Origin of the sequence: Pseudomonas sp. AKS31, assembly GCF_023634765.1 — a bacterium.
Taxonomy (GTDB): domain Bacteria; phylum Pseudomonadota; class Gammaproteobacteria; order Pseudomonadales; family Pseudomonadaceae; genus Aquipseudomonas.
Window position 1 is genome coordinate 162,526 of sequence record NZ_JAMLFX010000006.1, and the last position, 26,352, is coordinate 188,877.

The window sequence follows — 26,352 nt, forward strand, 5'->3', positions numbered from 1 at the left end:
CTTCTAGAAGCGGAAAGTGAGGTCGACGAGCAGACGCAGATCGGTCTCCCGATCACCGTCGTAAGGCCGGTTGATCACACTGAACAAACCGCCCACCTCGAACACGTCGTTCCAGGCATAACGCTGGCCGTAACCGAGCAGGGCCATGCCACCTGTGCCGTGATCACGCTGGCTGTACGTCCCCGCACCGGCCTGGAACTGCTGGCTCCAGGAGGTTTCGTAGCGGTGGTAGAGCACGTGATTGACGTTGACCAGCGGCATCACGCTGAAGTCGGATTTGGGGTTGAAGTACGGCACGTCATCGGACTTGGAGTTGTGGCTGGTGCCGACTTCCAGACCGGCATCGACCTGCACGTTCGGCGCGCTGTAGACGCCCTCGCGACCGGTGAGCAAGGCCTCGACGCGGTTGTTGCCGTCACTGAAGTGCGATGGGCTCACCGACAGACGCCACTCGCGGCTTTCGTTGGCGCGCCAGCGGATAAAACCGCTGCCACCATTGGCCTTGATGTCACTGTTGAGCGCGCGCAACGGCGTCTCGGCCGACAAGTATTCGAGGCTGCCGCCGTATTGCCAGTGGTCGTTGATGTCACGGGCGATCGCCAGCCGCGCGCCTTGTTTGTCGCCGAAACCATAGGAGTGGTTGGAGACTTCGGCTTCGAGGGTCATGTCGCGGGTGCGCCGCTCCAGACCGACACGCTGGAAGCGGTGGTGACCGGTGCCTTCGGCGAAGTCGCCGGTGGCATAGCCGGCCCCGGCGAACACGCGCCAGTCCTCATCGATGGGCGGGCTGTACAGGGTGGTCTGGATGCCAAAATCGCGGCTGCCACTGACGGCGCCGGTATCGCCACTGCCGCCACCGTTGGCCTTGCCGCCATAGGCTTCGACGCGCAGTTCGGACATGTCATGCACTTCGCGTTCACGGGCCAGACGCTGAACCTGGCGGTTATCCGGATAACGGGCGACGACGTCGTCGGTCAGCGCATCCATTTGCCGCCATTCCTGCAGTTCCATGGCTGTGTGGGCCTGGCCAATTTCCAGGCCCATGTCACGCGGCACCATGCTCTCGGTTTCCTTGAGCTGCATTTCTGCGCGGCGCGGCCATTGTCGGGCCAGGTACAGATCAGCCTGAGCCAGACGCAGACCAATGTTGCCGGGGGCCTGATCGACCAGAGTCTGCAAGCGTTCCTCGCCGTGCGGCAGGTCGAAACCGTAGGTGCCGGCCTGCGCCGCGAGTTGCTGGGCATCCATCCATTCATCGTTGGGGTTGCCGATTGGCAATCCTTTCAGTTCGACACGCGGACGCTGGGACCTGGCGGCGTCTTCAGCGACTTTGCGCGCTTCATCGGCGCGGTCGCTTTCCAGCAACGCGTAGTACAGCGCGGTGGTGTCTTCGAGGCGATCACCGACATCGGCGTCCGGCGCCGCCAGCACTTGGCGATACAGGTCGGTGGCGATTTCCGGTTGACGCTGATCCAGATAAGACGCCGCCACCCAGCGCAGGGCGTAGGTTGGAATCTTCACGCCTTCGGCTTGCAGCTTCTGGTACTCGGTAATGACGTCAGCAGTGCGCGCCCGGGCCTTGAGCGCGCCCATGCGGTCGATGCGCCAGCGGGTCACATCATCCTGAGCGCTGGCGTCCGGCGTCCAGGTAGCGAGCAGTTTGTCGTAGTCGGCCAGCGCGCGGTCGGCGATGACGTAGCGTTCTTTTTCGCTGCGGGTGGCGAGTTCGGCGAGACGCACACGCTCGGCGGCGAGATCGCCCTCGAGGCGACGCAACGTGACCGGATCGATCAACCCCGGACGTTGATTGGCCAGACGCAGCGCCGGTTCCGGCAGACGCGCCTTTTGCAGGGCGACCACGTATTCGCGAGCGACTTCCGGTTTAGTGCCGGCGCGCTTGAAGGCCTGATCGTATTCGAACAGGGCATCGTAAGGTTTGTTGTTGCGGGTCAGGGCGTAGCCCAGAGCCAGGCGCCGGGCAGGATCATCTGGCTTGGCCGCGACCAGCGCTTTGGCGCGGGTCACCGCTTCGTCGGGTTTGCCGGCATCCGCCTGGGTCAAGGCCAGGCCCAGTTGCAGGTCGGCGTTATCCGGCTCCAGCGCCAAGGCCTTGTTGTAGACCTGCGTGGCTTGATCCCAGCGTTTGAGGTTGCGATAGGCGCGGGCGGTGGCGGTCAGCGCCTGAACCGGCAGGGCGCGGTCGCGGCCCTGGGTTTCATAAACCTGCACCACTTCGGCATCGAGGCCGGCCCAACTGGCGATTTGCAGATGATCGCTGATCTGCCCGGTGGTCGACTGGCCCGGTGGCACCTGACGCAAGACCGTCAGCGCCGGCGTGTACTGCCCGGCACGGGCGTCGCGCACCATTTGATCGTAGGGGGTGTCGGCAAACGCCAGTGCCGGCCAGAGCAATTGGCTGCACAGCGCGACTCGGAACAAAGGGCGTAAACCACGATGTAATACAGGAACATCAATACGCGGCATTCGTCAGCATCCTTACATGGCCAGCCGGGTCGCAATGCCCTCCTTGCCCATTCGTAACGGTGGCCGCCAATGCACATGCAACGGCCAAGCTTAGTCAGGCAGTCTTGCACGCAAGCGTAGACCAATCTCCGGAACACAATAATTGTTCAGAATCGTGCTCCGGAAACGCTGAAAACCCGAACGCCAGACAGCAAAACGCCCGGCGTCTGTGCGATACAGAGGCCGGGCGTTGCTATTAAGAGCGCAGGATTACTGCACTTGCGTGACGCCTGCGAACTTGCTCATCAGGAAGCCGACGAACTGCTCAACGGTCATCTTCTGGCCGTTGAATTCGACCTGATTGGCGGCGTAATGCAGCTTGGTCACCACGTTGGTGCCATCGACAACGGCCAACTGCGAACCGACCGCCATCCCGGCGAACATGTCGGCCGCTTCCTTGGACTGATCGACAATGGCTTTGGCATCGGTCTGACCGTCGAGTTGCGCCTGCACACTGAGCAGATCGACCAGCATAGGCTTGGACACCTTAATGTTCAGGTCAAGCAGCGCGATCAGTTGCTTGCCCAGTTGATCCGGTGGCAGATCCATCGATTGCGGTTTGGTCAGGTCAATGACCAGATTGGCCTTGCTCTCACCGTTGGCGGTATTGAACGAGAGATTTTCCAGCGCGATCTGCGGGCCGGCAGCCAGCAGCTTCTGCAGATCGGCTTTGACTTGCGCGTTTTCAGCTTCGGTGAGGTTCAACTCCGGCGCTGGCAAGCCCTGAGCTGCAGCCTCGGCGGCAGCCTTTTCATACGGCTGCAATTTGGTCTGGTAGATCTGCATCAGCGACATCGTCGACGGGATGTCGAGGTTTTTCAGGCTCATGGCCATGTTTGCCGAGCCGATTTTCTTGTCGTTGAGGCTGATTTCGCCAATCTTGTAGTCCGCACGACCAGAGGCATTGCTGCCGGTTTCTTCGGTGAGGTTCTTCATTTCGAAGTTCTTCACGCCGAGTACCGATTGCTTGATGCCGAAGGTGGTCTTGCTGTTGCTCAGTTCCAGCGTGTTTTCGCCGGTGTAGTAGCCGTAGCTGCTCTTGGCGAGGTTGCTGGCCAGGGTCAGACCGTTGAGCTCGACCTGCACCGGCGCCTGGTCTTCAGCCACGGTCACCAGTTTCAGGTTGTCCATGTAGCCGTCTGCCTTGACCTTCTGCGCTTTGGCGTTGGCGGAGATGTTCATGGTCAGGCCGGAGAACTTCAGGCTCGACTGTTCATCCAGCGCGGTTTCGAACGGCAGCAGGTCGAGGGTGCTGGTGGTCGATTCGTCGTAGCCGATGCTGGTCACGCCTTTGAGCGGCGCGGCGCCCTTGGTGGCGGCGAACCATTTTTCGGTGGCTGGGTTCTTTTCCAGCTCATAGTTGCTGGTGGCCATGACCGGCAGCCACTTCAGTGAAACCAGACGCGAGAACGGCAGCGGGCCATGTTCGATGTGGTCTACGAACAGCAGCTCGACCGGCGCATCACCGAACATCTCGCCTTCACCTTTGAGGCGGTAGTGCGCGGTGCTGGTGAAGGTGTGGCGTTCCAGCGACACCAGTTCCAGCGACGCGGTGCCGTTGGAGCCGGCCATGGCGGTTTGCAGCTCTTGGTTGGCATTGCTGACGGCGTTGTTCAACACGCCTTCGATCTTGGTCCCGGTGTACCAGGCCCCGCCTGCGCTGATCGCGCCGATGGCAACAACAATTCCGAGAAGCACGCCTGCTGATTTATTCATGAATGACCTGATCGATTTCCGTGGCTGTGAGTGTGGTCGTCTTCCCTGAACCCGTGACCGGGTCGCGGCTCGACTGCGCTGAATTCAGCGGTGGAGATTAGCACCGGGCGCGCGAGCTGGCCCAATGTTTAAAGGTTAAAGAGTGTCTATGGACACTCGGGAAAGCAAAAAGATCGCAGCCTGCGGCAGCTCCTACAGAGAAACGCGTTCCAATGTAGGAGCTGCCGCAGGCTGCGATCTTTTGCTGTTCAGGAATACTGAACCTCAATCTCATCCAGCTGATGATCAAAGCTTTTGAGCCGCGCGGTCCAGGTGTAAACCAGAACCTCAAAATCCCGATCGATCACCGCCCCACCCGGCCCGTCGGCGCGCGGGTCGCAAAAGTCCAGTTGATAGCGCTCGCGGGCCATGGCCGTGGCGACATCCGACAATTCGCGGGCGTTGTTCAACCAATGCCAGCCCTCGCCTTCAATCTGCTTGTCGAGTTCCAGGCACTGCTTTTTCAGCGCTTCGAGGCTTTTTTCCAGCGGCGTGCCGGTGAGTTCGCCCATGACTTCGGCGAAGGTCCGTCCCGGCTGCCAGTAACTGCCCCAGAAATATCGGTCGAACACGGTTTCGACCCGGCGCAGGGCAACTTTGGTGTCCCAGATCAGCACCAGGGTCTTGCCCTGTTCGAGGTGTTTTTTCTTGACCCGCTGCACCTGAACCGACGCCCACGCCACGACGACGATTGCCATGACCGCGATCAACGCGACGGCGCTATCGAGGAACACCATGGCCTTGTCGATCTGATGAGCCAGCATGATGCCGTAGAAATAGGTGGCCGAGAGCAGCACCAGCGCTGTGAGGGCGCACCAGAAGCCGAGAGCGTAAGGGTTTTTCATTATTGGTTTCCCCTAGACCAGCGCTAGCAATGTGCGCTGAAAGGGCGCCTTGCTCGGGGCACCCTTCCAACACTTCAAAGCATAGCAACGGCCTCAGGGTTTGCTGGCGGTTGTGGCGTGCGTTCGTCCGCTTTCCCAACCGCCGCCCAAGGCGAGGAACAAATCGATCTGGCTCATGGCAACCTGAGTGTTGGCGGCGGCCAGTTGCGCGGTGACATCGGTGTAGGTGCGAGTCGCCTGCAGGTCGGCGAGGAACGACTCGCGACCGGCCTGGAAGAAGCGGTGGGTCTGGTCGGCCGCCAGTTTCGCCGACTGCTCGGCATCGGCCAGCGCATCGCGGCGTTGCAGGAGTGCGCTGTACTGGGCCAGACCGGTCTGGGTTTCGCGAATGGCGTTGAGCACCACGCCGTCGAAGTGCGCCAAAGCGCCTTGGGTCGTGGCTTCAGCCTCGCGGATGCGTGCGCGGGCGCCGTTGGTCGGTACTTTCCAGCTCAGCGACGGGCCGAAGCCCCAGCGGTTGGTCGACGGATCACCGAGGTCATCGATGAGACCAACAGTGCCGATGGTCGCGCCGATACTGATGTCCGGATACAACTCGCCAGTGGCGACGCCGATCCCGGCGGTCGCAGCGGCCAGACGACGTTCGGCCTGACGAATGTCCGGGCGACGTTTGAGCAGCGCAGCGCCATCGCCGACCGGCACCAATTGGGCGATTTTCGGCAATTCGGCGCAGGTGGCGGTACCGGCCGGCAATTGATCGACCGGTTTCGCCAGCAGCATCGACAGACGGAACAGCCCGGCCTGACGCGCCGCTTCATAACGCGGCAGGTCGGCGCGCAGGGATTTGAATTGGGTTTGCGAACGGGTGACCTGGGTTTCGTCGCCACGTCCGGCGTCACGCAGACGCTGGATCAGCGTGGTGCTTTGCGATTGCAGATCGAGGGAATGCTCGGCGATTTCGCGTTCTTCGTTGGCCGCGCAGACCTGGGTGTAGGCACGGACGACGTCCGCCACCAAAGTGATCCGCGCCGTGTCTGCCGCGGCCTGGGTCGCATCGGCATTGGCCTTGGCGCCTTCGATGCCACGCTGCAAGGTGCCCCACAGATCGAACTGATAAGAAGCGCTGATGCCGATGTCGCCGACGTTATCGACCGGGACTTTTTCCGGCAGCAAGAAGGCCTGACCAGACTCTTGCAAACGCTGCGCGCCCATCTTCACACCAGCGCTCCAGCCGCCCGCTGCTTCGGCCTCATCGACCTGAGCTCGAGCCCGTTGCAGGTTCGCCGCCGCGACGCGCAAATCGGTGTTGGAGGCCATGGCCTGCTGCACCAGTTGATCCAGCCGCGCATCCTTATAAAGACGCCACCAGTCCGCCGGTACGGGCGCCGACACCACCGGTTTGCCGGCCACTGCCAGTTCACCCTGAAAATCCTCGCGCTGGACCGCCGCATCCGCCGGCACATGATAATCCGGCCCGACCATCTGACAGGCCGAGAGCATCACGCCCAACCCGGCGATCATCAGCGCCCGGTTCATTGCGCGGGCTCCTGCTTGCGGTCGTCGGCTTTCTGGTCGTCGATGATCGAAACGGTGGCGGTACGTCCGGCGATCATGCGGAAGTCTGCCGGCACATCATCAAAGGCAATCCGCACCGGAATCCGCTGCGCCAGCCGCACCCAGCTGAACGCCGGGTTGACGTTGGGCAACAGGTTGCTGCCGCTGGTCCGGTCGCGGTCTTCGATACCGGCAACAATGCTTTCGACATGCCCGCGCAGTTTGGCGCGGTCACCGATCACACGGATATCCACCGACTGACCGACATGAATGCCGTCGAGTTTGGTCTCTTCGAAATAGCCGTCGATGTGGAATGAATTGCTGTCGACCACCGACAACACCGGACGCCCGGCGGTGACGAATTCCTGCGGACGCGGCGCACGATCATTGACGTAACCGTCCACCGGGCTGCGGATCACCGAGCGGTCGAGGTTGAGCTGTGCGCTGTCCACCGCGACCACCGCTTCGGCCAGCGCCGACTGCGCGCGGGCGACCTTCGACAGGCTTTCTTCCAGTTGCTCGGCCGGCACCAGATTGCCGAGGCCACGATTACGTTTGGCTTCACGCTGGGCCTGGGCGAGGGTTTCTTCGCGATCGGCGACTGCGGCTTTGGCCTGACGCAGCGCCAGTTTGAAACGGTCCTGGTCGATGCTGAACAGCACCTGGCCGCGCTTGATCAACTGGTTGTCTTTCACTTCAACCTGCTGGATCAACCCGGACACGTCCGGGGCGATCTGGATGATGTCGGCGCGAATGTGGCCGTCGCGGGTCCATGGCGCGAACATGTAATACATGACCATGCGCCAGACGAGGACAACGGCAAAAGTCACGATCAGCAGGGTCAGTACCACGCGACCGATGGTCAAAAACGGTTTTTTCATGTCATCAGGTATCGACTGAGTGAGTCCACGCCGTACAGCAGTACCGCGTAGAGAGCCACGTTGAACAATGCCCGGTGCCAGACCAGACGGTAAAAGTGCACGCGCTGAAGTACGCCATGCACCAACAGAAACAGCACATAAGTGATGCCCATCAGCACCAGCAGGGTCGGCAGGAAAATGCCGCTGATGTCCAGATCACCGATCATAGGGGCGCTCCTTCGGGCAGCGGTTCTTCGGGCTCGGCGCTGGAGACGAATTCGACGCCGGGCAACAGTGCCAGACGCAAACCGCTCAAGGCGTGCAACAGATTCAGACGGGTTTCTTCATCGCCCTGGCCATTGAGTGCTCGGCGCGCGCGGTCCATGGTCATCAGCAACGCTGGCGGTGCCGGCAAGCGTTCGCCGGCCTTGAGGCAGGCGCGGAAATACGCGCCGACTTCACTGACCACTTGCTGCAACAAAGCGTTCGGTGCGCCCGTCACCCGAGGGGTGTAGGCGAGCAAGTCGAGCAGGTTCAGGCCAACGCGCACTTCGCGCATGGCGATGCCGGTGTCTTGGCCGGTGAGGGCCAGACGCGGCAGGTGCTGCATCAACCGATCGAGCAACTGCACGCCTAATTGCCGATGCTCGGCGAGGTTGGCCGGCTCGGTCATGTGGACAATGTCTTTCCAGCTGAAACGGGTCAGGCGCTTGGCCGCCAACTCCGCACCGAACGGACGCGCCACCAGCGTCCAGATAAACGCGAACAACAGACCTATCGGCCCCGCCAGGTTCGAGTTCACGAAGGCGAAAAAGTCCGCGTCGTAAGCGCCCTGAATGCTGATGAACGACGAGGTGTTGACCAACGTCAGCAGCATGCCGAGGTAGAAGCGCGGCTGCACGGTCAACGTGCCAACGCAAATAAACGGGATGGAAAACGCCAGCACCAGCATCGGGAAATCGTGCAGGTTGGGCAGAATCAGAAACAGATAAAGACTGGCGAACAGCACCGACATGCCGGTCCAGAAAAAGAACCGGTAGATCTGCGGTGCCGGGTCGTCCATCGATGCAAAGAAGCTACACGCCACCGCCGCCAGAATCACCGCGCTGCCGCCGTCGGGCCAGCCCAGCAGAATCCACAGCACTGAGGCGACGATGATCGCCAGAATCGTCGAGACCACCGAATACAGCATCAACCCGCGATCGATAAACGGTGTCAGGCGACCGAGGCGCCAGTGGCGATACACCGCGCGCCAGCTGCCTTGGCGCTCGCAGAGAATGGCGTCCTGCAGACTGCGGCAGTCCTGCCACAGATCGATGAATTCGCCGAGGCGGTAGATCGAGTTGGAGAACAGCAGTTGCTTGCGATCTTCCAGCGCCTCGGCGCTCGGTTGCAGGGCTTCGAGCTGGTCTTTCAGTGCTTGCCAGCGCTGGAGATCGGCATCCTGATGGCCGAGCCATTCCCGGGTCGCGGCGAGCAGCGGTGAGAATTTTTCCACCAGTTCGGGCGTGCGTCGCTCAAGGGCATAGAGCGAATCTTCCAGCGCATCGATCACCGGCAACAGGTGAATCATGCGCCCACGCAGTTCCTTGGTGTTGCGCACGGTTTGCGGCCGCGCGCCTTCGTGGGGCAGTTGGCCAATCATCAGCTCAAGGCTGTTGAAATTGGCAACCATGGCCATGCGCAGCGCGGTGACTTCTTCGGGCTGCACGTCGCGACTGAGAAATTTCAGGCTGTACGTCGTGGCGTCGGCGAACCACTTGCCCACGGCGTCGTTGAACACAGGCGCCAGCCGTCGCGGCCAGAACATCGCACCGACCACGGCAGCAACGGCGATGCCGAGGAAAATCTCTTCCGTGCGCGCTTCCGCCACGTCCCACACCGCCAGCGGGTTATCCACCGTCGGCAAGGCAATCAGCGGCAAGGTGTAACCGGCGAGCATCAACGCATAACTGTTGGCCGTGCGCAGGTGCAGGGACATGAACAGCAAAATCCCCGTCCACAAGGCGATCACCACCACCAACACATACGGACTCTGCACGAACATCGGCACAAACAGTACCGCTGCCGCCGCACCAAGAAACGTACCGATTGCCCGGTACAACGCCTTGGAACTGGTCGGCCCGAGAAACGGGCTGGAGACGATATACACCGTGGCCATCGCCCAATACGGACGCGGCATTTGCATGAGCAGAGCGATGTACAGCGCGGTCATCGACGCTGCAAACGTGCGGATCCCGTAGAACCAGTCACGGGCGGGCGGAATGCCGGAGAAAAAACCGTTCAAGAATTGATCACCACAGGCGAATGAGCCGCTTCAAAAGCCCTGAGTACCCGAAGCGTAGCTTCCAGATCGCTTTGCTCGATGCCTTCGAGCACCTCATGACGCAAGCGCACCAGTTCGATCTCGACCGCTTGCACGAGTTCGCGACCGGTGTCGGTGAGGCTCAGACATTTGGCGCGGCGATCCTGGGCATCTTCGGTGCGGCAGACGTAGCCGGAATGGCACAACTGATCGAGCAGACGCACCAGCGATGGACTCTCCATCCCGGCGGCCTGCGCCACCTGCACCTGGCGCACGCCCTCGCCCAGACGCCCGATCATCAAGAGCGGCACGGCGCAGGCTTCGGAGATTCCATAGTTGACCAGCGTGGTCTGGCAGATCTTCCGCCAATGCCTGGCGGCCACCACCATGGCACTGCTGATGTTCATCTGGAGAGCGTCGAGATCGTTCGGCACGAGGAAATGCATACTGTTAGTTTGCTAACTATCAATATCGCATTGGAGGGGAATTTCAGTCAAGTTTTGAAACAAATTGCCTGCTTGCCTGTAGGAATTGGCGCTGAGAGCTTATTCAGCGCTTTTTTGCATTCTCGTAAACACTGCTGCGCTCGCGCTTACCGACTGCGACAACCGAAACAACAACGCGCTCATCGATCACCTGATAAACCAAGCGATAACCGGGAGCCTTGAGTTTGATTTTGTAGCAGTTCGGCATCCCGTGTAGAGCATCAGCAGAAACCCTTGGCAGCTTCAACCTCTCGCCCAGCTTCTTTTTGAATTGTTCTCGTAGTGTATGACCCAACTTGTTCCACTCTTCGTGAGCGGATGGCAAAAATTCGAGCTTATAGGTCATCCAGGCTTACCGGAATTGGCGTCTCATGGCTGCGGGCGCGAACCATTTCAGCAAGCTCCAGATCATCAAGTCGCTCCATCATTGCTTCGTACACCTCCGCTGGCACCATATAGCCCATGACGCGATTGTGGTTAAGAACGGCCACGGCCCCGCCATGTGCACCGCTCAGCACTGCGGAAGGGTTTTTCTTTAATTCTGAGACACTGACAGCCATATCGGCCAGAACGCTTTGCATAATAAAAGACCTCAATTGAGGTCGTTATTTTGGTCTATTTTTTGATCCTCAACAACCGTTCCACTCAATTGAATGACAAGAGGTTGACGTCCAGTCAGCCCTCCCGTCCCTTTCTCAACAACACATCCAACTGATCCACCACCTCCGCCCAATCGGCGTCATCCAGAATTTCGTCCCGTAAAAACTGCGACTGGCTCTTCGACCAGAAAAACGCATCAGCCAAATGCAATTCGGGTTTTAGCGGGGAATGGGTAGCAATGAATTGCTCGATGCTGGTCGGGTCGTTGTCCAGGCCGAGTTGTTTGAACAGGGAGGGCAGGCTGTGATTTGGGTTTTCCATTGAGCTATTCCTTCAAAATCCTGGTGTGTGGAGGATTATTCGCGAGCAAGCTCGCTCGCACAGGGGAATGCGATCAACCTGTGGGAGCGAGCCTGCTCGCGAAGGCGTCAGTGCCGGCGCCACAGAGCCTAATCACTCAACTCCCGAACCTCGGCATGGGGCACCATTTTCAGAAACTCCGGCATGCTCATGTGCAGCAGATAGTTGTGGTTGCCCGCCTCCAGATAGATATCTTTCTGCCGCGTCAGCAACGGGTCGATGACCATGTCCAGGCCATAGGAATCACCCAGCGGCGGCACTGCGCCGCGTTCGCAGTCGTCGAAGATATGCGCCAAGTTGCTTTCGCGGGTCAGTTGCCATTCGCCGCGGGCGCGTACCTTGCTCAGGTCCAGATGACGGCTGGCCGGCAGCACGGCCATCAAGTAGTGCCCGTGGTGATCGTCGAGGATGATCGATTTGGCCACGCGCTCGGCGGGCACCCCGGCGACCCGTGCGGTTTCCAGGCTGCTGGACGAATGTCGGTGGGCGACGATGTCGTATTCGCAGTGCGCCCGGTTCAGGCTGCTCTGCACCTTTTTAGCCATACGCATGATGCACCTCGGTGTTGCGCTGAACGGTGGTTGCCGTGTCTTTGAGTCTAGTTCGGCGAGGGGGTGGCGCAGGAAATTCCGCTCACTGGACACATCCGCACATTGATCAACATTCAGCCAGTGCCACCCTCAACTAGACTGTAAGAACCAGACATGACGCTCGCGGAGGGTCACGTGAACAGTCGATGTTGTGCGTTTGCCTTGCTCCTGCTGGTCAGCGGCTCAGCCCTCGCCGCCGATAGTTCGTTGCCGCCGATGAGTCCGGCCGGGTTGTGGTTGATTACGTTGGGCATCGTTCTTCTGATCGCCGAAGCCGCGCTGCCCAACTACGGAGTGATCGGGCTGGGCGGGATCATCATGTTCGTGATCGGCGCGCTGATTCTCAGCAACGCCGAACTGCCCGTGCCGCTGATGATCGGCCTCGGCCTGATCAGCGCCCTGCTGTTGATCGCGCTGCTGATCCGCGCCCTGAAAACTCGTCCGCGCCACGCCGTCAGTGGCGACGCCGGCCTGCTCGGCAGTGTGACCGCGATCACCACGGTGCAACCGGGCGATGCGCGTAATGGTTGGGTGCAACTGCAAGGTGAGCGCTGGCAAGTGCTCAGCGCGACACCGCTGCACACCGGGCAACCGGTACGCGTGGTGGCGCGCAAGGGATTGTTGCTGCAAGTGGCCGCGACTGACGCGGCGCCACTCGGAGAGTGATCATGGGTCTGCAAATCGGTTTTGTTGCGCTGCTGTTACTGGTCATTGCCTTGGCCGGCTCGACGTTTCGCATCCTGCGTGAATACGAGCGCGGCGTGGTGTTCCAGCTCGGCCGCTTTTGGCAGGTAAAAGGCCCAGGCCTGATCCTGCTGATCCCGGTGGTCCAGCAAATGGTCCGGGTCGACCTGCGCACCGTGGTGCTCGACGTGCCGCCGCAGGACGTGATCACCCGCGACAACGTCTCGGTCAAAGTCAACGCCGTATTGTATTTCCGCGTGCTCGATCCGCAGAAGGCGATCATTCAGGTCGAGGATTATCTTTCCGCCACCAGCCAGTTGGCGCAAACCACCCTGCGCGCAGTCCTCGGCAAACATGAACTGGATGAGCTGCTGGCCGAACGCGAACAGTTGAACATCGACATCCAGCAGGTACTCGACGCGCAGACCGATGCCTGGGGGATCAAGGTCGCCAACGTCGAGATCAAGCATGTCGATCTCAACGAATCGATGGTTCGCGCCATCGCCAAACAGGCCGAAGCCGAACGCGAGCGTCGGGCCAAGGTGATTCACGCCGAAGGCGAACTGCAAGCCTCGGAAAAACTCATGCAGGCAGCAGAAATGCTCGGTCGCCAGCCCGGGGCAATGCAGTTGCGCTATATGCAGACCTTGAGTTCGATTGCCGGGGACAAGAGTTCGACGATTGTCTTTCCGCTGCCGATCGAATTGCTCAAAGGCATGGCGGATTTGTCCGGCAAGTCATGAAGCAAACCCTGTGGCGCACAGACGAAGCTTTTCCAACGCCTCGTAGGGCGCTCGAGTGTAATTCTGTACGTGCATTCGCAACATTGCTGAAGCTTCGCGACGTTTGTCGTCGCCATCGGCAATGAACGCTTGCGAGGGCTGTTTCGCATGCTGCGCGGTCGCGGCAAAGACCTGTTTGCACTGTTCATCGTTCAGGCGGAAAAACCTGGCCAACCGCCCCGCCATCGCCTCGGGCAACTCGCTGTAACTGACCGGTAAACCACCCGAGTCACGGCAATGCATCACCCCCGCCGCCAACAATCGCCCCAAGCGTCGGGCGATGAATTCTTCGCGCCCTTCGAACGGCAAACCATCCTCCAATACGCAATCACCGAGCATCCCCGGTACCATGTGCATCCCCGGCCGGCGCAGATGAGAAACGGCAATTTCCAAAGGATCGCGATAGAGAAACAGCCACGGCGTATCTGCGAAACAGTCCTGCAGCAGCGGCCATTCACCGATGTTCCAGGCGTCGAGTTTGATCACCAGGCGCTGTTCCACACCGCGCCGGCGCTGACCATAGGCCGAGAGCAACCCGACGATGGCGGCCCGGCGTTCGGCGGCGGGTAAATCACTGCGTAACAAGGCGTCCAGCGGCGGTGGCTCGGACACGACGATGTGGTCGTCGAGTCGGGCGAGCATCTGGCTGATCAGCGTCGAACCGCAACGCGAGGCGTGCAGCACAAATGCACTCGGTGCAAGCCCAGGGCTCTGCGTTTGCCATTCACTCAGCGCTGCCAAAGACGTCTGGCGCCGAAACGCCTGATTGAACGGCAGCCGTAATGCATCCTCGACCGCATCGCGAAAGAACGGCTGATGCAGCGCCGTGTCACCGAACCAGCACCAATCCACCTGCCACTGCCCGTCAACCGGCCAGACACGAATCGGCAACCAGCCGTCGAAATTCAACCGCTCCATTGTTCGTTCCATTGTCGACGGCCGTCGCGCATCGCCGCACGCAATTCCTCGTAAGAGAACGACAAACCACGCTCAGCGCCCAATTCCAGCGCTCGACTGATGAAGACGTCTGGATCGTGCAGCGTACGCAAGGCCAGAGACAGCGAAACATCTTCAGCCACCAGCCGCTGAAAGCGCTGCAAAGGCGTGTCGGCCAAGCCAGGCTCAGGGGTACTGTGCAATCCGTCGCTGATCATCTGTTCAAGCCAGGCACCGGGCCGGCAATCGAGCACCAGATGAACCCGCGCCGAGGTATCGCGGTTATCCACGCGATGTGGGCGAGCGAGATCAAGAAACCAGCACTCCCCGGCCTGCATGGGCATGCGCTGCCCATCGAGCCAGAAATCGACGCTCGGCGGACTGAGCAATGGAATGTGCAAACGCCGATCGGCCTGCGGGCCATCAAGGTCGTAATCGCGATGCTGGTGAATTCGTCCACCCGGCCCCAAGCGCAGCAATCGCGCGCTGACGATGTCCAGTGAGAGACTTTGCAGCCCTTGTTGCCAGCGCGCATCTCGCAGCCAAGGGCCGCGCTGCACCGGTTCACCGCGTCCGGGGGACAGTTCGGTCAGCGCATCGACCGCCGAAATGAGCGCCACCCCGCTCCAGTCACCGGAAAAATAACCGACATTGAAATGGCTGCGCCAGGCGGCGTCGGCAATCGCTGCCAGCGCCTGCAACAGCAAGGGCAAATCCACGGTCACCGGCAATCGCGAATACGCCGGGCGGCTCATGTCCTGGGCAACACCGAACACTCGCCGAGCCAGGTCAGCAGCCGATCGAGGCAGGCATCGACCGACTGCGCGCCAGTGTCGAGCACCAATGACGGTTGCGCCGGTGGCTCGTAGGGCGCGGAAATGCCGGTAAACCCGGGCAGGTCGCCGCGTCGGGCGCGGGCGTAATGCCCTTTCGGATCACGCTGCTCGCACACCGCCAGCGAAGCGCTGCACCAGACTTCGCGATAGTCGTCCCCCAAGCGTTGCACAAACACCTCACGCAGCTCGGCCAACGGCGCAATCATCGCCAGAATCACGATCTGGCCGTTGTCCACCAGCAGCGCCGCGAGTTCACTGGCGCGGCGAATGTTTTCCTGGCGATCGGCATCGCTGAAGCCCAGATCCCGGTTGAACCCGGTACGCAAAGTGTCGCCATCGAGCACCACGGTTTGCAGGCCATCCCCGAACAAGGTGGCATGCAGCGCTTGCGCCAATGTCGACTTGCCTGCCGCCGGCAAACCGGTCAGCAGGATCGCCGCACCCCGATGACCATTGCGGGCCTCGCGTTGCGTGCGGCTGACGCTGGCAACGGGCGCCAGCACATCACTGCGCTGGGGCATGCGCCACCACCGGCACCGAAATATCCCCCGACGCCCACGCCGACTCACGGTTGGCCAGCGCGGTGGCGATCGACTGCACTTCGGTCGACTGCACCTGATCCGGCAGCGGATCGAGGCCAGCACTGGCGAAGATCTGACCGTAGGCATTGCGCAGATCGGCGTACGACAAATCACGGCGCAAGTCGGCTTGCAGATTGTTCAACTCGCCCTGAATCAACTCCAGCTCACCAATCCCGGCAGCCTGATGACGGTTGCGTAACTGGCCAACGATTTGCCCGTCGATGTCCGACAACTGTTGGTTGGTCTTGAACTGGCGCATGGCTTCTTGATAGTTGGCATTCGCCACATACAGTTGCGCGAGCACCGCTATCGACATTGCTTGTCGCCGCGCAGTGGCCACTTCTTCGCCGGCCTTGGCGACGTTGATCGCCGCCGGAGCAGAGATCACGTTGAACAGGTTCCAGGTGACTTTGACGCCGTAGTCGGCCCAGCCCTGTTCGACGAGAAAGGAGTTGCTGTCGTAGTGCCCGCCAGCGGAAAACTCCAGGCCCGGCAGCAAGCGCAGCATGGCCTTGCGGGTTTCAGCGGCGCTGATGCGCGTCTGGTAATCCTGCTCGCGCAGTTCCGGGCGGCTGGTCAAGGCCTCCTGTTCCAGTTTGGCCAGATCGACCTTGAGTTCAGGAATCTGATAACCATCATCGGTGGCCAAGGTCAGATTGGTGCCCAGTGGCAAGTTGATCAACGTCGCCAGTTCGGTTTTCGCCAGCGACAAGGCACGGCGTTGTTCTTCCAGTTGCCGGGTGGCTTCGATCAGCGAACGCTGGTAACCGAGCGATTGCACCGGGTCGCCAATGCGTTGATCGCTGAGGGTCTGGCTGTTGTCCCGAGCGGTCTGGACCCGCGCCATCAGGCTGTCGATCTGTTTGAGCAGGCGCTCGGCAGCCATCGCTCGCCAATAGGCCGAACGCACATCCTGAACGATGGTGTTGATCACTTTGCGGCGCCGTTCCTGGACGATCAGGCGCTGATCGCCCTGCTGCTTGGCGCTGATGTAGCTGACGCCGAAGTCGAGGACGTTCCAGACCATGGTCAGGTCGGCGACCTCGCGGTCGCGATCCTGCGAGGTCGACGGTTCCAGCGACTGGGTGCCGGTGCGTACGCTCTGGCTGCTGGAGGCGTTGACGTTGTTGCGCCCGACGTAGCCGGCGTCCAGCGCCATGCGCGGCAGCATGTCGAAACTGGCGAGGTCGAGCTGCCGCTTGGCCAGCGCTTCCTCCATGATCTTCAAGCGGCCTTCGAGGTTGTACTTCACGGCGCGGGCCATGGCTTGGTGCAGGGTCAACGGACCGCGCAGCGGTTCCTGATCCTTGTACATGCCTTGCAGGTCGCTTTTGGCACGCTGTTCACTGACGCTGCGCTCAATCGGTTCACTGGTCACTGCACATCCGCTGATCGCCAGCGCCAGCAGGCTGGCGCCGAACAACTTCTGACTTCTCTTCATCCCTGGATCGCCCCTAGGTCCCGCACAGTGTTGAGTAATGGTTGGTTCAGGCCGATATTTCGCTGATGCCGACCTGTTGCAGTGCTGCCGCCAGGTTGTCGACCCGGTGCTGTTCGTTGTCTTTGAGTTGTTGCAGTTGCTGGCCCAGTGTCGGCGCGCCAAACACGCCGCGCAGGCCTTGAGAAACATCGCCAGCCTTGAGTGACTGACTGCCGAACGCGTTCAACGAATCGCGGTCGGCGGCGCTGTCCTGATTGAACAGGCTCGACAGCGTGCTGGTCCCGAATACGCCACCGTCACCGCCGCCAAAACCGAGGAAGCCGTGGCCGGATCCATCAGCGCCGCTGTCGCTACTGCTGAACACCTGCGCGATGAAGCTCGGGCTGAGGGCGCCGTGGTTCATGAAGATATCGCCCAGCGGACGGATGCCATTGCCGATCACCCGTTGCTCGAACAGTGGTGCAAAGGTCAGCGGTGAACCGAGATCGCCGGTGGGCGCTGTGAAAATGATCGGTTGCAGCGGGACGTTTGGCGGCGGTGGCGGCACCACCGGATCGCTGCTGCGAATCAGCGGATCGGGAATCACCACACTGGTGGACGGCGTTGGCGGAACGAGCGGCGGTACGGTGTTGATCGCGTAATTGTTCGAGTTGCTGACGCCGCTGCCGCTGTTGCCTGACTGATCACTGACGCCTGCGCTGTTGACGCTGATGGCATTGCTGGCGCTGTTGACGTTGGCATTCGGCGTCAGGGTCGCGGTCCAGGTTTTGCCGCCATCGCTGCTGCTCAGGTTGGACAAGGTGCCATTGCCGACATTGATGTCCGCCAGATCAAAACCACTGACCGCCTCATTGAAGGTGATGATCACCTGTGAGGTCTGGCCGAGACCGAGATTCGGATTGGAAATAACCACTGTCGCCGTGGGCCGTTCGCTGTCGAGTGCGTAGTTGTTCGACACCGCCACCGTGCTGCCGACGTTACCGGCCAGATCCGTGACGTTGCTGGTGTCCAGCGCGATGAAGTTGCTCGGATCGCTGACGTTGGCCGTCGGCGTGAACGTCGCGGTCCAGGTTTTTCCGCCATCGCTGCTGCTCAGGTTGCTCAGATCCCCGTTGGTCACGCTCAGGTCGGACAAGTCGAAATTGCTCACCGCCTCGCTGAAAGTGAAGGTCACCGTGGTGGTCTGGCCGATGCCCAGATGCGGGTTGGCGACCACGATGTCCACCGTTGGCCGGGTCGCGTCGAGCGCGTAGTTGTTGGAAATGGCGATGCTCGCGCCAGGGTTGCCGGCCAGATCCTGCACGCCGGCAGTGTCGACGATGATCAGGTTGGTCGCATCGTTGACGTTGGCGGTTGGTGTCAGCGTGGCGGTCCAGGTGATGCCGCCGTCGCTGCTGATCAGGTTCGCCAAGGTGCCATTGGCGACGCTGATGTCCGACAGATCGAAACCGCTCACGGCTTCGCTGAAGGTGATGGTCACCGTGGTGGTTTCGCCAATGCCCAGGCGATTGTCGGCGACCACGATAGTGGCGGTCGGCAACGCGGTGTCGATGGCAAAGTTGTTGGAGTCGGTGGTGCCGACGCCACTGTTGCCAGAGGCGTTGGTGACCCCGCTGTTGTCGAGGGTGATCAGGTTGGTGGTATCGCTAATGCTCACGGTCGGCGTGAACGTCGCCGTCCAGGTGACGCCGCCGTCGCTGGAGGCCACGTTGCTCAGGGTGCCGTTGGCGATGGTCAGGTCAGCGTTGCTGAAACCGCTGACCGCCTCGCTGAAGGTGATCGTCACGATCGAGGTTTCCCCGGCCTTGAGCGAGCTGTCCGCAACGACGATGGTCGCGGTCGGCACTTCGGTTTGCACCGCGTAGTTGGCCGAGTTGGTGGTGCCAGTGCCAGCATTGCCGGCCAGATCGCTGATGCCGGTGTTGTTCAGAACAATCAGGTTGGTGGTATCGCTGATGCCGATGGTCGGCGTGAACGTCGCCGTCCAGGTGATGCCGCCGTCGCTGGACGAGACGTTGCTCAACGTGCCATTGGCGACGCTCAGGTCGGAATTGTCGAAACCGGTGACGGCTTCGCTGAAGGTGATGGTCACGGTCGCTGTTTCACCAGGACGCAGATCGTTGTCACTCATGACAATCGTGGCGGTCGGACGCTGACTGTCGACCGCGTAGTTGTTCGAATCGGTGGTACCGCTGCCAGTGTTGCCGGCCCCGTCGACCACTCCAGTGTTGTCCAGGGTGATCAGGTTGCTGGTGTCGGTGACGCCGGCCGATGGGGTAAACGTCGCGGTGTAGGTGATGTTGTCCGAGGTGCTCAGCGCGGAAAGTGTGCCGTTCTCGACGGTCAGGTCTGCCAGGGTGAAACCGGTCACCGCCTCGCTGAAGGTAATAGTGACCGTGGTGGTCTGGCCAACGCCCAGCGCCGTGTCGGCCACCACAACGGTCGCGGTCGGGCGCTGGGTGTCGATGGCGTAATTGTTCGAATCAGTGGTGCCCACCCCCACGTTGCCGGCCCCATTCTGCACCCCGGTATTGTCCAGGGTGATCAGGTTGGTCGCGTCGGTAATGTTGGTGGTCGGCGTGAAGGTTGCCGTCCAGGTGATGCCTCCATCACTGCTGCTCACGGCGCTCAGCGTGCCGCTGGCGATGGTCAGGTCGGCGTTACTGAAACCGCTCACGGCTTCGGAGAAGGTGATGGTCACCGTGGTGGTTTCGCCGATGCTCAGGCTGTTGTCGGCAACCACGATAGTGGCGGTCGGTACCATTGTGTCGATCACGAAATTGCCGGAGTTGGTGACGCCGGTGCCGGCGTTACCGGCCAGGTCAGCGATGCCGGTGTTGTTCAGGCTGATAAGGTTGCTGGTGTCGTTGATCCCGAGAGTGGGCGTGTATGTCGCCGTCCAGGTGATGCCGCCGTCGCTGCTGCTCACGGCGGTCAACGTGCCGTTGGGTATGTTCAGATCGGCGTTGGTGAAGCCCGTCACCGCCTCGGAGAAGGTAAAGGTCACCAACGAGGTTTCACCGGCGCTGAGGCTCGTGTCGGCGACCACGATGGTCGCTGTCGGACGTTGGGTGTCGATGCTGTAATTGTTCGAATCCGTAGTGCCGCTGCCAGCGTTGCCGGCCAGGTCAGCGATGCCGGTGTTGTCCAGCGTCACCAGATTGGTGGTGTCGCTGACGCTGGCGCCCGGAGTGAACGTTGCGGTCCAGGTAATACCTCCGTCACTGCTGCTTACTGCGCTCAAGGTGCCGCTGGCGATGGTCAGGTCGGCGTTGGTGAAACCGCTGACCGCTTCACTGAAGGTGATGGTCACCAGCGATGTGTCGCCGATTTTCAAGGCCGTGTCCGTGAACACGATGGTGGCCGTTGGGCGCTGGTTGTCGATGGCGTAGTTATTGGAGTCGGTGGTGCCGCTGCCCTGGTTGCCGTTGACGTCACTGACCCCGCTGTTGTCCAGGGTGATCAGGTTGGTGGCATCGGTAATGTTGGCGGCCGTCGTGAAGGTTGCTGTCCAGGTGATGCCACCATCACTGCTGCTCACGGCGCTCAGCGTGCCGTTGGCGATGGTCAGGTCGGCATTAGTGAAGCCGGTCACGGCTTCGGAGAAGGTGATGGTCACCAACGACGTTTCGCCGATTCTCAAGGCGTTGTCGGCGACCACAATAGTCGCCGTCGGGCGCTGCGTGTCGATGGCGTAATTGTTCGAGTCGGTGGTGCCGCTGCCGACATTGCCGGACAAATCGGAGAGGCCGGTATTGGCCAGGGTGATCAGGTTGGTAGTATCGCTGACGTTGTTGGTTGGCGTGAGGGTGGCCGTCCAGGTGATCCCGCCGTCACTGCTGCTCAAACCGCTCACGCTGCCATTGGCCACGGACAGGTCGGCGGTGGTGAAACCGGTCACGGCCTCGCTGAACGTGATGGTCACCAGCGAGGTTTCCCCTGCCTTGAGCGCGGTGTCCGCGACGACAAGGGTGGCCGTCGGGCGCACGGTGTCGATGGCGTAGTTATTGGAATCGGTTGTACCGCTGCCGGCGTTACCGGCCAGGTCAGCGATCCCGGTGTTATCCAGCGTCACCACGTTAGTGGTGTCGGTGACACCGCCACTGGGCGTAAACGTCGCCGTCCAGGTAATGCCTCCATCGCTGCTGCTCACGGCGGACAACGTGCCGTTGGCGATGGTCAGGTCGGCGTTGGTGAATCCGCTGACCGCTTCACTGAAGGTAATGGTCACCAGCGACGTTTCACCGATTTTCAGGGCCGTGTCAGCGACAACGATAGTGGCCGTCGGGCGCTGGGTATCGATCACATAATTGCTGGAATTGGTGGTACCGACACCCACGGCACCGTCAGAGACCGCCGCCACACCGGTGTTGTCCAGAGTGATGACGTTGGTGGTGTCGGTAATCCCGTTGGTCGGCGTAAAAGTCGCGGTCCAGGTGATCCCGCCATCGCTGCTGCTCACGGCCGTCAACGTGCCGTTGGCGATGGTCAGGTCGGCATTGGTGAAGCCAGTGACCGCCTTGTTGAAGGTGATGGTTACCAGCGAGGTTTCGCCAATTTTCAGCGCACTGTCCGCCAGGACGATGGTCGCGGTCGGTGGTTCGACGTAATTGGTATTGAGCGTGCCGCCGACACTGTAAACCGCAGCAGTGGCACTCGGCGAGCTACCCGTCGCGCCGCCGTTTGACGGGCCTCCGACACCACTGGCCGCAGCGTTTCCGGTGATCGCCGCGAAGTTGGCAGCGGTGATCAGTACCGTGCCGCCGTTGTTCCAGATAGCCCCGACACCACGGCCACCGTCACCGCCGTTGGCAATGTTGCCGCCGCTGCCACCACCGCCGCCGCCACCGCCCGCCGCGAGGTTATTGCTGATGACCGATGTGCCGATGACTTTCAAGGTGCCGGTCGAGGCGTTGTAGATACCGCCGGCCGCATTGCCACCGACGCCGCCAACCGAGTTCCAGCCCGAACCACCGCCGCCACCACCAATGGACAACGTGCCATTGGTCGCTGAGCCGCCGTTGCCGCCTTGACTGTAACCGGCGGCGCCATTGCCGCCGAGACCGCCAGTGCTGGTACCGCCGCGCCCGCCCATATCGTTCGAGGTGTAGCCGCCGCCATAACCACCGGTATTCGCTGTGCCGACCCCACCGGCATAGGTTGAGTTACCCGGGCCTGTCGAACCACCATGGCCACCGTTACCGCCGCCGATCCCGCCACCACCGCCGCCGCCGCCGCCGGAATAACCTCCGGCCACCCCACCGCCGCCGCCACCACCGGAAGCGGCGTTGGCAGTGACCGTGACGTTATTGAGCGTAAGAATGCCGGCGTTGAAAATCCCGCCGCCCATGGCGCCTGCCGCCGCCGCGCCACCGTTACCGCCATTGCCGGCCACCAATCCCTTGGTGATCACCAGCCCGTCCAGCGTCACGGTGGCGCCGGAAGTGATTTCCACCACGCGGGTCTTGTATTGCCCGTCGAGGGTCACGTCGGCCACGCCGTCGTTGTTCAGATCGCCATCGACGGTGATGTTCTTGTTGATCAATAACTCGGAGTTGAGTTGCACGGTCATACCGGCGTTGAACGTGACGATGTCGCCGTTTTGCGCAGACGCCAGAGTCGTACGCAACGAGCCTACGCCCGAGTCGAGGTTGTTAGTCGCGGTCCAGGTGGCAAGGCCCCATTGATATTCACTCATCGCCTTGGTCGACAAGACATTGGCGCTCTCGATGGTGCCGGTGGCAATTTCCAGGTCCCAGTCGCCGCCGACACCGGTGCGGTTATTCGAAGCGGCTACATCACGGCCGGTCAACTGCGCCAGCGAGTCGACGAAACTCAAGCCGCGATCGCCCTCGGCGGTGTAGCAACCGTAGATCAGGATGTCGCCGCCAGCGTTCATGTCCTTGCCGATTTCGCCGAGGATGGCGCTGCGTTGCGCGACGTTGTCCGCAGACAGATAACTGTTGCCCAACCACAGATCGCCAGCGTTGCCGTGGGCAATGATCTGCACTGAACTGACGCCATGATGTTGATCGAGGTAATCGGCGATCTGTTGCAAACCATCCTTGGTGGCGTCGAGTTTCACCACTTGGGTGCCAGGGGCGACGCCCTGGACCAGGCTGTCGGCATCTTTCACACGCGAATCGACGAACACCACGCTCTGGCCCGGCACCGCCACGGGGCTGGCGGCCGGCGTGGCATCGGCCTGACCATGGGTGTCCTTGCTGGCGACCGGGTGATCGGCGGTCGGCGCCTTGGCGGCATCTGCCGCAGGGTGGCTGTCAGCCTGTGCAGCCGTATCGGCCACGGTGGCAGCCACTGCGCCGTCGAACAGCATGCGCGGTTCCAGAGACATGATCATCGGCGATGCCAGCGAACGCTGACCCTCGGTTGTCCGTGACTTGACCTTCGCACTGCCAAAAAGAGACCACCACATGTTGCTCACCCGAACTCGAACGAATGTACGTGACGCATCAATAAAAAATGCCGCGATCAGTTGATCGCAGCGTCGGACTTCATACGAATGACATTGGCGGCGCTGGCTGAGCCATCGAGCCAAAAGGACAAATCGGCGTATTGCTTGAACAGGTCGGGCGGCAGAATGCTGCGGCGCGACTGCAAGGCCACCTTGGGTTTGACCTTGTGCAGCCCGGCCAGGCCAAGGCCCTGGTCGAACGCTGGCGCGTCATAGGCCAGATGCTCGAAATCGTGTTCGAACCACGGTTCGCCGATGAACTCGTAGACCAGCCGCAGCACACGCTCCGGCGCCTGAGTCAGGAGGTCGTAATCGATGATCAGCAGCGAGTCGGCGTGCTCGCCGTAATAGGCTTCCTTGAGTGCCGCCCAGGCAAAACCCACCAGCCGGTTGCGCTGAGCCAGGGTTTCGCAACGGCTGTACACCGTGTTGCGCTCGACGGCATCGCTAAACAGTTTGGTGTTTTCGAAAGGATTGGCGCGGTACAGGCGCTCGAGACTGTCCATGACCCAAGCGACGTTGCGCACGCAGGCGATGACTTTGGCTTGCGGAAACAGGTCGTTGAGCGCCGGCAGCCGCGAGCTCCACTGCCGATTGGTGTCGAACACCACCGGTTTGTCGGCCTTGTCGGCATAGTAGGAGTCGAACAGACCGCGCAATAGGCGACGGCGCATGTCGGTGTCGATCACCGCGCCGTATTCACTGCCGGCGCTGCATTGCTCCAGGACGCTGGAGAAGAGCGATCCGACCGGGCTGCTCATGCCCGCGTGAAAGCGCGGATTCTGCAAAAGAATCGCAGAAAGCAGGGTGGAGCCTGAGCGCGGCAAGCCGGAGATAAAGTGGAACTGCTGCAATCCCTTCACCCTGATCAAAAGTCCTTTTGTTCGACAGAGCGTAGTCCAACAGTAACCTTGCGACTAGTAGTGTTTTGATATCAGATCAGAGCAAAAAGAACTAACCGATACATTTTTTATCGCGAATTTAAAGCAGAATCGATTTAGCGCTGAGCCTCCGGATTCACGGCATTCGCGGGCACCACATACAGGCGCGCAAATGCGCCGCCGCCCCGCACATCGCTGCGCTGCTGCCAGCCCTCGGGTATCGAGGCAAAGTCATCGGCGTCGTAAGTGGCGCCGATCAGCCACACCCGACCGTTACCCCGGGCCAGATCAGGAAGATGGTCGACGTAGACATTCTCGGCCACCAGCGAGCCAAAACCGTACTCGTTGGGTCGGGTCGAACGGCCATCCGCGGCCGGTGGCGTGTAGAGACGCACCAACGCGCCGGTACGATCGTAGTAGACGTAACTCAAGTACCAGAGCATGTCGCTGGTAACGATGCGATCACCGGGCTGGAAATGCTGATTGACGTAATTCACCACGCGATCGAACTGATCATTGCTGTCGACGGTAGCGTTGTTGTTCAGCCCGACCATTTCCACCCCGAGCAACGACAACAGCACCGCCACAGCCAGGATCCGCACACGACCGTACAAGCGGTCGATGGCCAGCGCTGCCAGCAGCGGCAAGCCCAGGGCATAGGCGGTCAGATAGCGCTCGATGAACAGCGGCGTGATAAACGACACCGCAAACACCAACAACAACGGTAAGCCGGTGTACAACGCCAACAGGACACTGCCGCGCGACACGCTGCGATCCCGCAGCACCGCCACCGCTGCGAGCACCAACAACGCCATCGGCATTGCGCCGAACACCAGCCACGGCAGATGTTCGCCGTCATCCTGGATCAGCCATGTCCAGATCATCGATGGCAACGAGGCCAGCGTCACCGGGTCTTCCCAGCCGACATCGCCACCGACCTTGAGTTGTTCCATGTGCTGCATCAGACCCAGCAAATTGGGCAGCCATGGCAAGTACAGCACCGCGATGAGCAGATTCGCCAGCCACCAGGCCGGACGCTGGATATGCCGCAGGCGATAGCCGCGCTGAAACCGGATCACCCCCAGATAAATCCAGTGACACAGCGCCGCCAGCACCGCGAAGTAATGGGTGTAGAACGCCGCCGTCATCAACAGCGCATAAACCACCAGATAGCGGTGACGCTGCGGGCGGCGGATCCAGTAGACCAGCGCCAGCGTCGCGGCGATCAACAGCAGGCCGAGCAGCGAATACATGCGCACTTCCTGGCTGTAGCGCACTGCCGTCGGCAACAACGCCAGCAGCAGCCCGGCGAGGATCGCAGCGCGGCGCGTGGCCAGGCGATCCACCAGCCAGACGCCCATCCCGACCGCCGCGATGCCGGCCAGCGCGCTGAGGCTGCGGATGGCAAAAATCCCGTCGCCGAACAGTTCGATCCAGCCATGCAGCAGCATGAAGTACAGCGGCGGATGCACATCGAACGCCGCGTGATGCCAGATCTCGCCCAACGAGTAGCGCGCCAGCCGCAGGCTGGAACCTTCATCGCCCCAGATCGCCGCCGCCGTCAGGTCGTAAAAGCGCGCAGCAGCGGCCAGCAGCAGGATCGGCAGTAGCCAGTGCTCCCGGGCCCAACGGATCAAGGGCAAGCGGGCAAACCACGAACCCGGCGTCGCATGCGGATCCTGTGTGTCACCCACCGGCGTAACTCTGTTGACCGCCATTGCGTCCTCTTGCCGTGCCACATCACCGCGCCTGTATGAGCCAGAACTGCCACTCACTCTAGGTCAGGCGCAGGAGAACCGTCGATGCCGATTTGCGACTTCACGACACCCGGCAACCTTGCCAATCCGCGTCTACGCTCT

The 26,352-nt window shown here is 61.2% G+C and carries 21 protein-coding genes; 2 read left to right on the top strand and 19 right to left on the bottom strand.

Annotated elements, in window-relative coordinates:
• Positions 1-3: 3 nt before the first annotated feature.
• From pgaA to M9827_RS18385, 12 genes are all read right to left on the bottom strand, one after another.
• The gene (gene pgaA, locus M9827_RS18330) at positions 4-2,484 is read right to left on the bottom strand and encodes a poly-beta-1,6 N-acetyl-D-glucosamine export porin PgaA (RefSeq protein WP_250606490.1); all 2,481 of its coding nucleotides are present in this window, start codon (positions 2,482-2,484) and stop codon (positions 4-6) included.
• 249 nt (positions 2,485-2,733) lie between these two features.
• Positions 2,734-4,239 carry a YdgA family protein gene (locus M9827_RS18335; protein ID WP_250606491.1) on the bottom strand — a complete coding sequence of 502 codons (1,506 nt, stop codon included), beginning with the start codon at positions 4,237-4,239 and terminating at the stop codon, positions 2,734-2,736.
• Positions 4,240-4,487: 248 nt separating this feature from the next.
• Positions 4,488-5,123: an NADH:ubiquinone oxidoreductase subunit N gene (locus M9827_RS18340; protein WP_250606492.1), complete on the bottom strand. Its 636-nt coding sequence runs from the start codon at positions 5,121-5,123 to the stop codon at positions 4,488-4,490.
• Positions 5,124-5,216: 93 nt separating this feature from the next.
• Entirely contained in the window at positions 5,217-6,659 is a 1,443-nt protein-coding gene (locus M9827_RS18345; RefSeq protein ID WP_250606493.1) for an efflux transporter outer membrane subunit, read from the bottom strand.
• The gene (locus M9827_RS18350) at positions 6,656-7,558 is read right to left on the bottom strand and encodes an efflux RND transporter periplasmic adaptor subunit (protein WP_250606494.1); all 903 of its coding nucleotides are present in this window, start codon (positions 7,556-7,558) and stop codon (positions 6,656-6,658) included. Before M9827_RS18350 ends, M9827_RS18345 begins: the two co-directional genes overlap by 4 nt.
• Positions 7,555-7,764 carry a DUF1656 domain-containing protein gene (locus M9827_RS18355; protein ID WP_034151805.1) on the bottom strand — a complete coding sequence of 70 codons (210 nt, stop codon included), beginning with the start codon at positions 7,762-7,764 and terminating at the stop codon, positions 7,555-7,557. Before M9827_RS18355 ends, M9827_RS18350 begins: the two co-directional genes overlap by 4 nt.
• On the bottom strand, positions 7,761-9,824 hold the full coding sequence (locus M9827_RS18360; RefSeq protein ID WP_250606495.1) for an FUSC family protein: 2,064 nt from the start codon (positions 9,822-9,824) through the stop codon (positions 7,761-7,763). The genes M9827_RS18355 and M9827_RS18360 overlap by 4 nt, the downstream gene beginning before the upstream one ends.
• Complete coding sequence (locus tag M9827_RS18365) at positions 9,821-10,249, bottom strand: MarR family winged helix-turn-helix transcriptional regulator (RefSeq protein ID WP_250606530.1); 429 nt, start codon at positions 10,247-10,249, stop codon at positions 9,821-9,823. Before M9827_RS18365 ends, M9827_RS18360 begins: the two co-directional genes overlap by 4 nt.
• Positions 10,250-10,391: 142 nt before the next feature.
• Positions 10,392-10,673, bottom strand: coding sequence for a type II toxin-antitoxin system RelE family toxin (locus M9827_RS18370; RefSeq protein WP_250606496.1), 282 nt, complete (start codon positions 10,671-10,673; stop codon positions 10,392-10,394).
• A complete protein-coding gene (locus M9827_RS18375; protein ID WP_250606497.1) occupies positions 10,663-10,908 on the bottom strand; it encodes a type II toxin-antitoxin system Phd/YefM family antitoxin in 246 nt (81 codons plus the stop codon). Before M9827_RS18375 ends, M9827_RS18370 begins: the two co-directional genes overlap by 11 nt.
• Before the next feature lie 94 nt (positions 10,909-11,002).
• A complete protein-coding gene (locus tag M9827_RS18380; protein ID WP_250606498.1) occupies positions 11,003-11,248 on the bottom strand; it encodes a DUF2789 domain-containing protein in 246 nt (81 codons plus the stop codon).
• A 128-nt stretch (positions 11,249-11,376) separates the two neighbouring features.
• Positions 11,377-11,838: an aminoacyl-tRNA deacylase gene (locus M9827_RS18385; protein ID WP_250606499.1), complete on the bottom strand. Its 462-nt coding sequence runs from the start codon at positions 11,836-11,838 to the stop codon at positions 11,377-11,379.
• A gap of 153 nt (positions 11,839-11,991) precedes the next feature.
• On the opposite strand from M9827_RS18385, the gene M9827_RS18390 reads away from it, so the two are divergent.
• Both M9827_RS18390 and M9827_RS18395 read left to right on the top strand, forming a co-directional pair.
• Positions 11,992-12,543: an NfeD family protein gene (locus M9827_RS18390; protein WP_250606500.1), complete on the top strand. Its 552-nt coding sequence runs from the start codon at positions 11,992-11,994 to the stop codon at positions 12,541-12,543.
• A gap of 2 nt (positions 12,544-12,545) precedes the next feature.
• Positions 12,546-13,304, top strand: a complete 759-nt coding sequence (locus M9827_RS18395) for a slipin family protein (RefSeq protein WP_007917711.1) — start codon at positions 12,546-12,548, stop codon at positions 13,302-13,304.
• On the opposite strand, the gene M9827_RS18400 is transcribed toward M9827_RS18395, so the two are convergent.
• From M9827_RS18400 to M9827_RS18430, 7 genes are all read right to left on the bottom strand, one after another.
• A complete protein-coding gene (locus M9827_RS18400) occupies positions 13,299-14,261 on the bottom strand; it encodes a sulfotransferase family protein (RefSeq protein ID WP_250606501.1) in 963 nt (320 codons plus the stop codon). The two genes, M9827_RS18395 and M9827_RS18400, sit on opposite strands and share 6 nt — an antisense overlap.
• Positions 14,249-15,034, bottom strand: coding sequence for an aspartyl/asparaginyl beta-hydroxylase domain-containing protein (locus M9827_RS18405; protein ID WP_250606502.1), 786 nt, complete (start codon positions 15,032-15,034; stop codon positions 14,249-14,251). Before M9827_RS18405 ends, M9827_RS18400 begins: the two co-directional genes overlap by 13 nt.
• Positions 15,031-15,636, bottom strand: a complete 606-nt coding sequence (cysC, locus tag M9827_RS18410; RefSeq protein ID WP_250606503.1) for an adenylyl-sulfate kinase — start codon at positions 15,634-15,636, stop codon at positions 15,031-15,033. Before cysC ends, M9827_RS18405 begins: the two co-directional genes overlap by 4 nt.
• Entirely contained in the window at positions 15,620-17,137 is a 1,518-nt protein-coding gene (locus M9827_RS18415; RefSeq protein WP_250606504.1) for a TolC family protein, read from the bottom strand. The genes cysC and M9827_RS18415 overlap by 17 nt, the downstream gene beginning before the upstream one ends.
• 46 nt (positions 17,138-17,183) lie before the next feature.
• Entirely contained in the window at positions 17,184-23,573 is a 6,390-nt protein-coding gene (locus M9827_RS18420) for an Ig-like domain-containing protein (protein WP_250606505.1), read from the bottom strand.
• Positions 23,574-23,629: 56 nt separating this feature from the next.
• Positions 23,630-24,475, bottom strand: a complete 846-nt coding sequence (locus tag M9827_RS18425) for a sulfotransferase family protein (RefSeq protein ID WP_250606506.1) — start codon at positions 24,473-24,475, stop codon at positions 23,630-23,632.
• A gap of 134 nt (positions 24,476-24,609) precedes the next feature.
• Complete coding sequence (locus tag M9827_RS18430) at positions 24,610-26,211, bottom strand: glycosyltransferase family 39 protein (protein ID WP_250606507.1); 1,602 nt, start codon at positions 26,209-26,211, stop codon at positions 24,610-24,612.
• Positions 26,212-26,352: the final 141 nt, after the last annotated feature.

Bases quoted from the DNA above. Each gene is read 5' to 3' on its own strand.
- M9827_RS18385 (WP_250606499.1), bottom strand. From the start codon at position 11,838: ATGCGTATGGCTAAAAAGGTGCAGAGCAGCCTGAACCGGGCGCACTGC.
- M9827_RS18420 (WP_250606505.1), bottom strand. From the start codon at position 23,573: ATGTGGTGGTCTCTTTTTGGCAGTGCGAAGGTCAAGTCACGGACAACC.
- M9827_RS18335 (WP_250606491.1), bottom strand. From the start codon at position 4,239: ATGAATAAATCAGCAGGCGTGCTTCTCGGAATTGTTGTTGCCATCGGC.
- M9827_RS18375 (WP_250606497.1), bottom strand. From the start codon at position 10,908: ATGCAAAGCGTTCTGGCCGATATGGCTGTCAGTGTCTCAGAATTAAAG.
- M9827_RS18355 (WP_034151805.1), bottom strand. From the start codon at position 7,764: ATGATCGGTGATCTGGACATCAGCGGCATTTTCCTGCCGACCCTGCTG.
- M9827_RS18370 (WP_250606496.1), bottom strand. From the start codon at position 10,673: ATGACCTATAAGCTCGAATTTTTGCCATCCGCTCACGAAGAGTGGAAC.
- M9827_RS18380 (WP_250606498.1), bottom strand. From the start codon at position 11,248: ATGGAAAACCCAAATCACAGCCTGCCCTCCCTGTTCAAACAACTCGGC.
- M9827_RS18405 (WP_250606502.1), bottom strand. From the start codon at position 15,034: ATGAGCCGCCCGGCGTATTCGCGATTGCCGGTGACCGTGGATTTGCCC.
- M9827_RS18390 (WP_250606500.1), top strand. From the start codon at position 11,992: ATGACGCTCGCGGAGGGTCACGTGAACAGTCGATGTTGTGCGTTTGCC.
- M9827_RS18350 (WP_250606494.1), bottom strand. From the start codon at position 7,558: ATGAAAAAACCGTTTTTGACCATCGGTCGCGTGGTACTGACCCTGCTG.
- M9827_RS18345 (WP_250606493.1), bottom strand. From the start codon at position 6,659: ATGAACCGGGCGCTGATGATCGCCGGGTTGGGCGTGATGCTCTCGGCC.
- M9827_RS18395 (WP_007917711.1), top strand. From the start codon at position 12,546: ATGGGTCTGCAAATCGGTTTTGTTGCGCTGCTGTTACTGGTCATTGCC.
- M9827_RS18430 (WP_250606507.1), bottom strand. From the start codon at position 26,211: ATGGCGGTCAACAGAGTTACGCCGGTGGGTGACACACAGGATCCGCAT.
- pgaA (WP_250606490.1), bottom strand. From the start codon at position 2,484: ATGCCGCGTATTGATGTTCCTGTATTACATCGTGGTTTACGCCCTTTG.
- M9827_RS18400 (WP_250606501.1), bottom strand. From the start codon at position 14,261: ATGGAGCGGTTGAATTTCGACGGCTGGTTGCCGATTCGTGTCTGGCCG.
- cysC (WP_250606503.1), bottom strand. From the start codon at position 15,636: ATGCCCCAGCGCAGTGATGTGCTGGCGCCCGTTGCCAGCGTCAGCCGC.
- M9827_RS18365 (WP_250606530.1), bottom strand. From the start codon at position 10,249: ATGAACATCAGCAGTGCCATGGTGGTGGCCGCCAGGCATTGGCGGAAG.
- M9827_RS18340 (WP_250606492.1), bottom strand. From the start codon at position 5,123: ATGAAAAACCCTTACGCTCTCGGCTTCTGGTGCGCCCTCACAGCGCTG.
- M9827_RS18415 (WP_250606504.1), bottom strand. From the start codon at position 17,137: ATGAAGAGAAGTCAGAAGTTGTTCGGCGCCAGCCTGCTGGCGCTGGCG.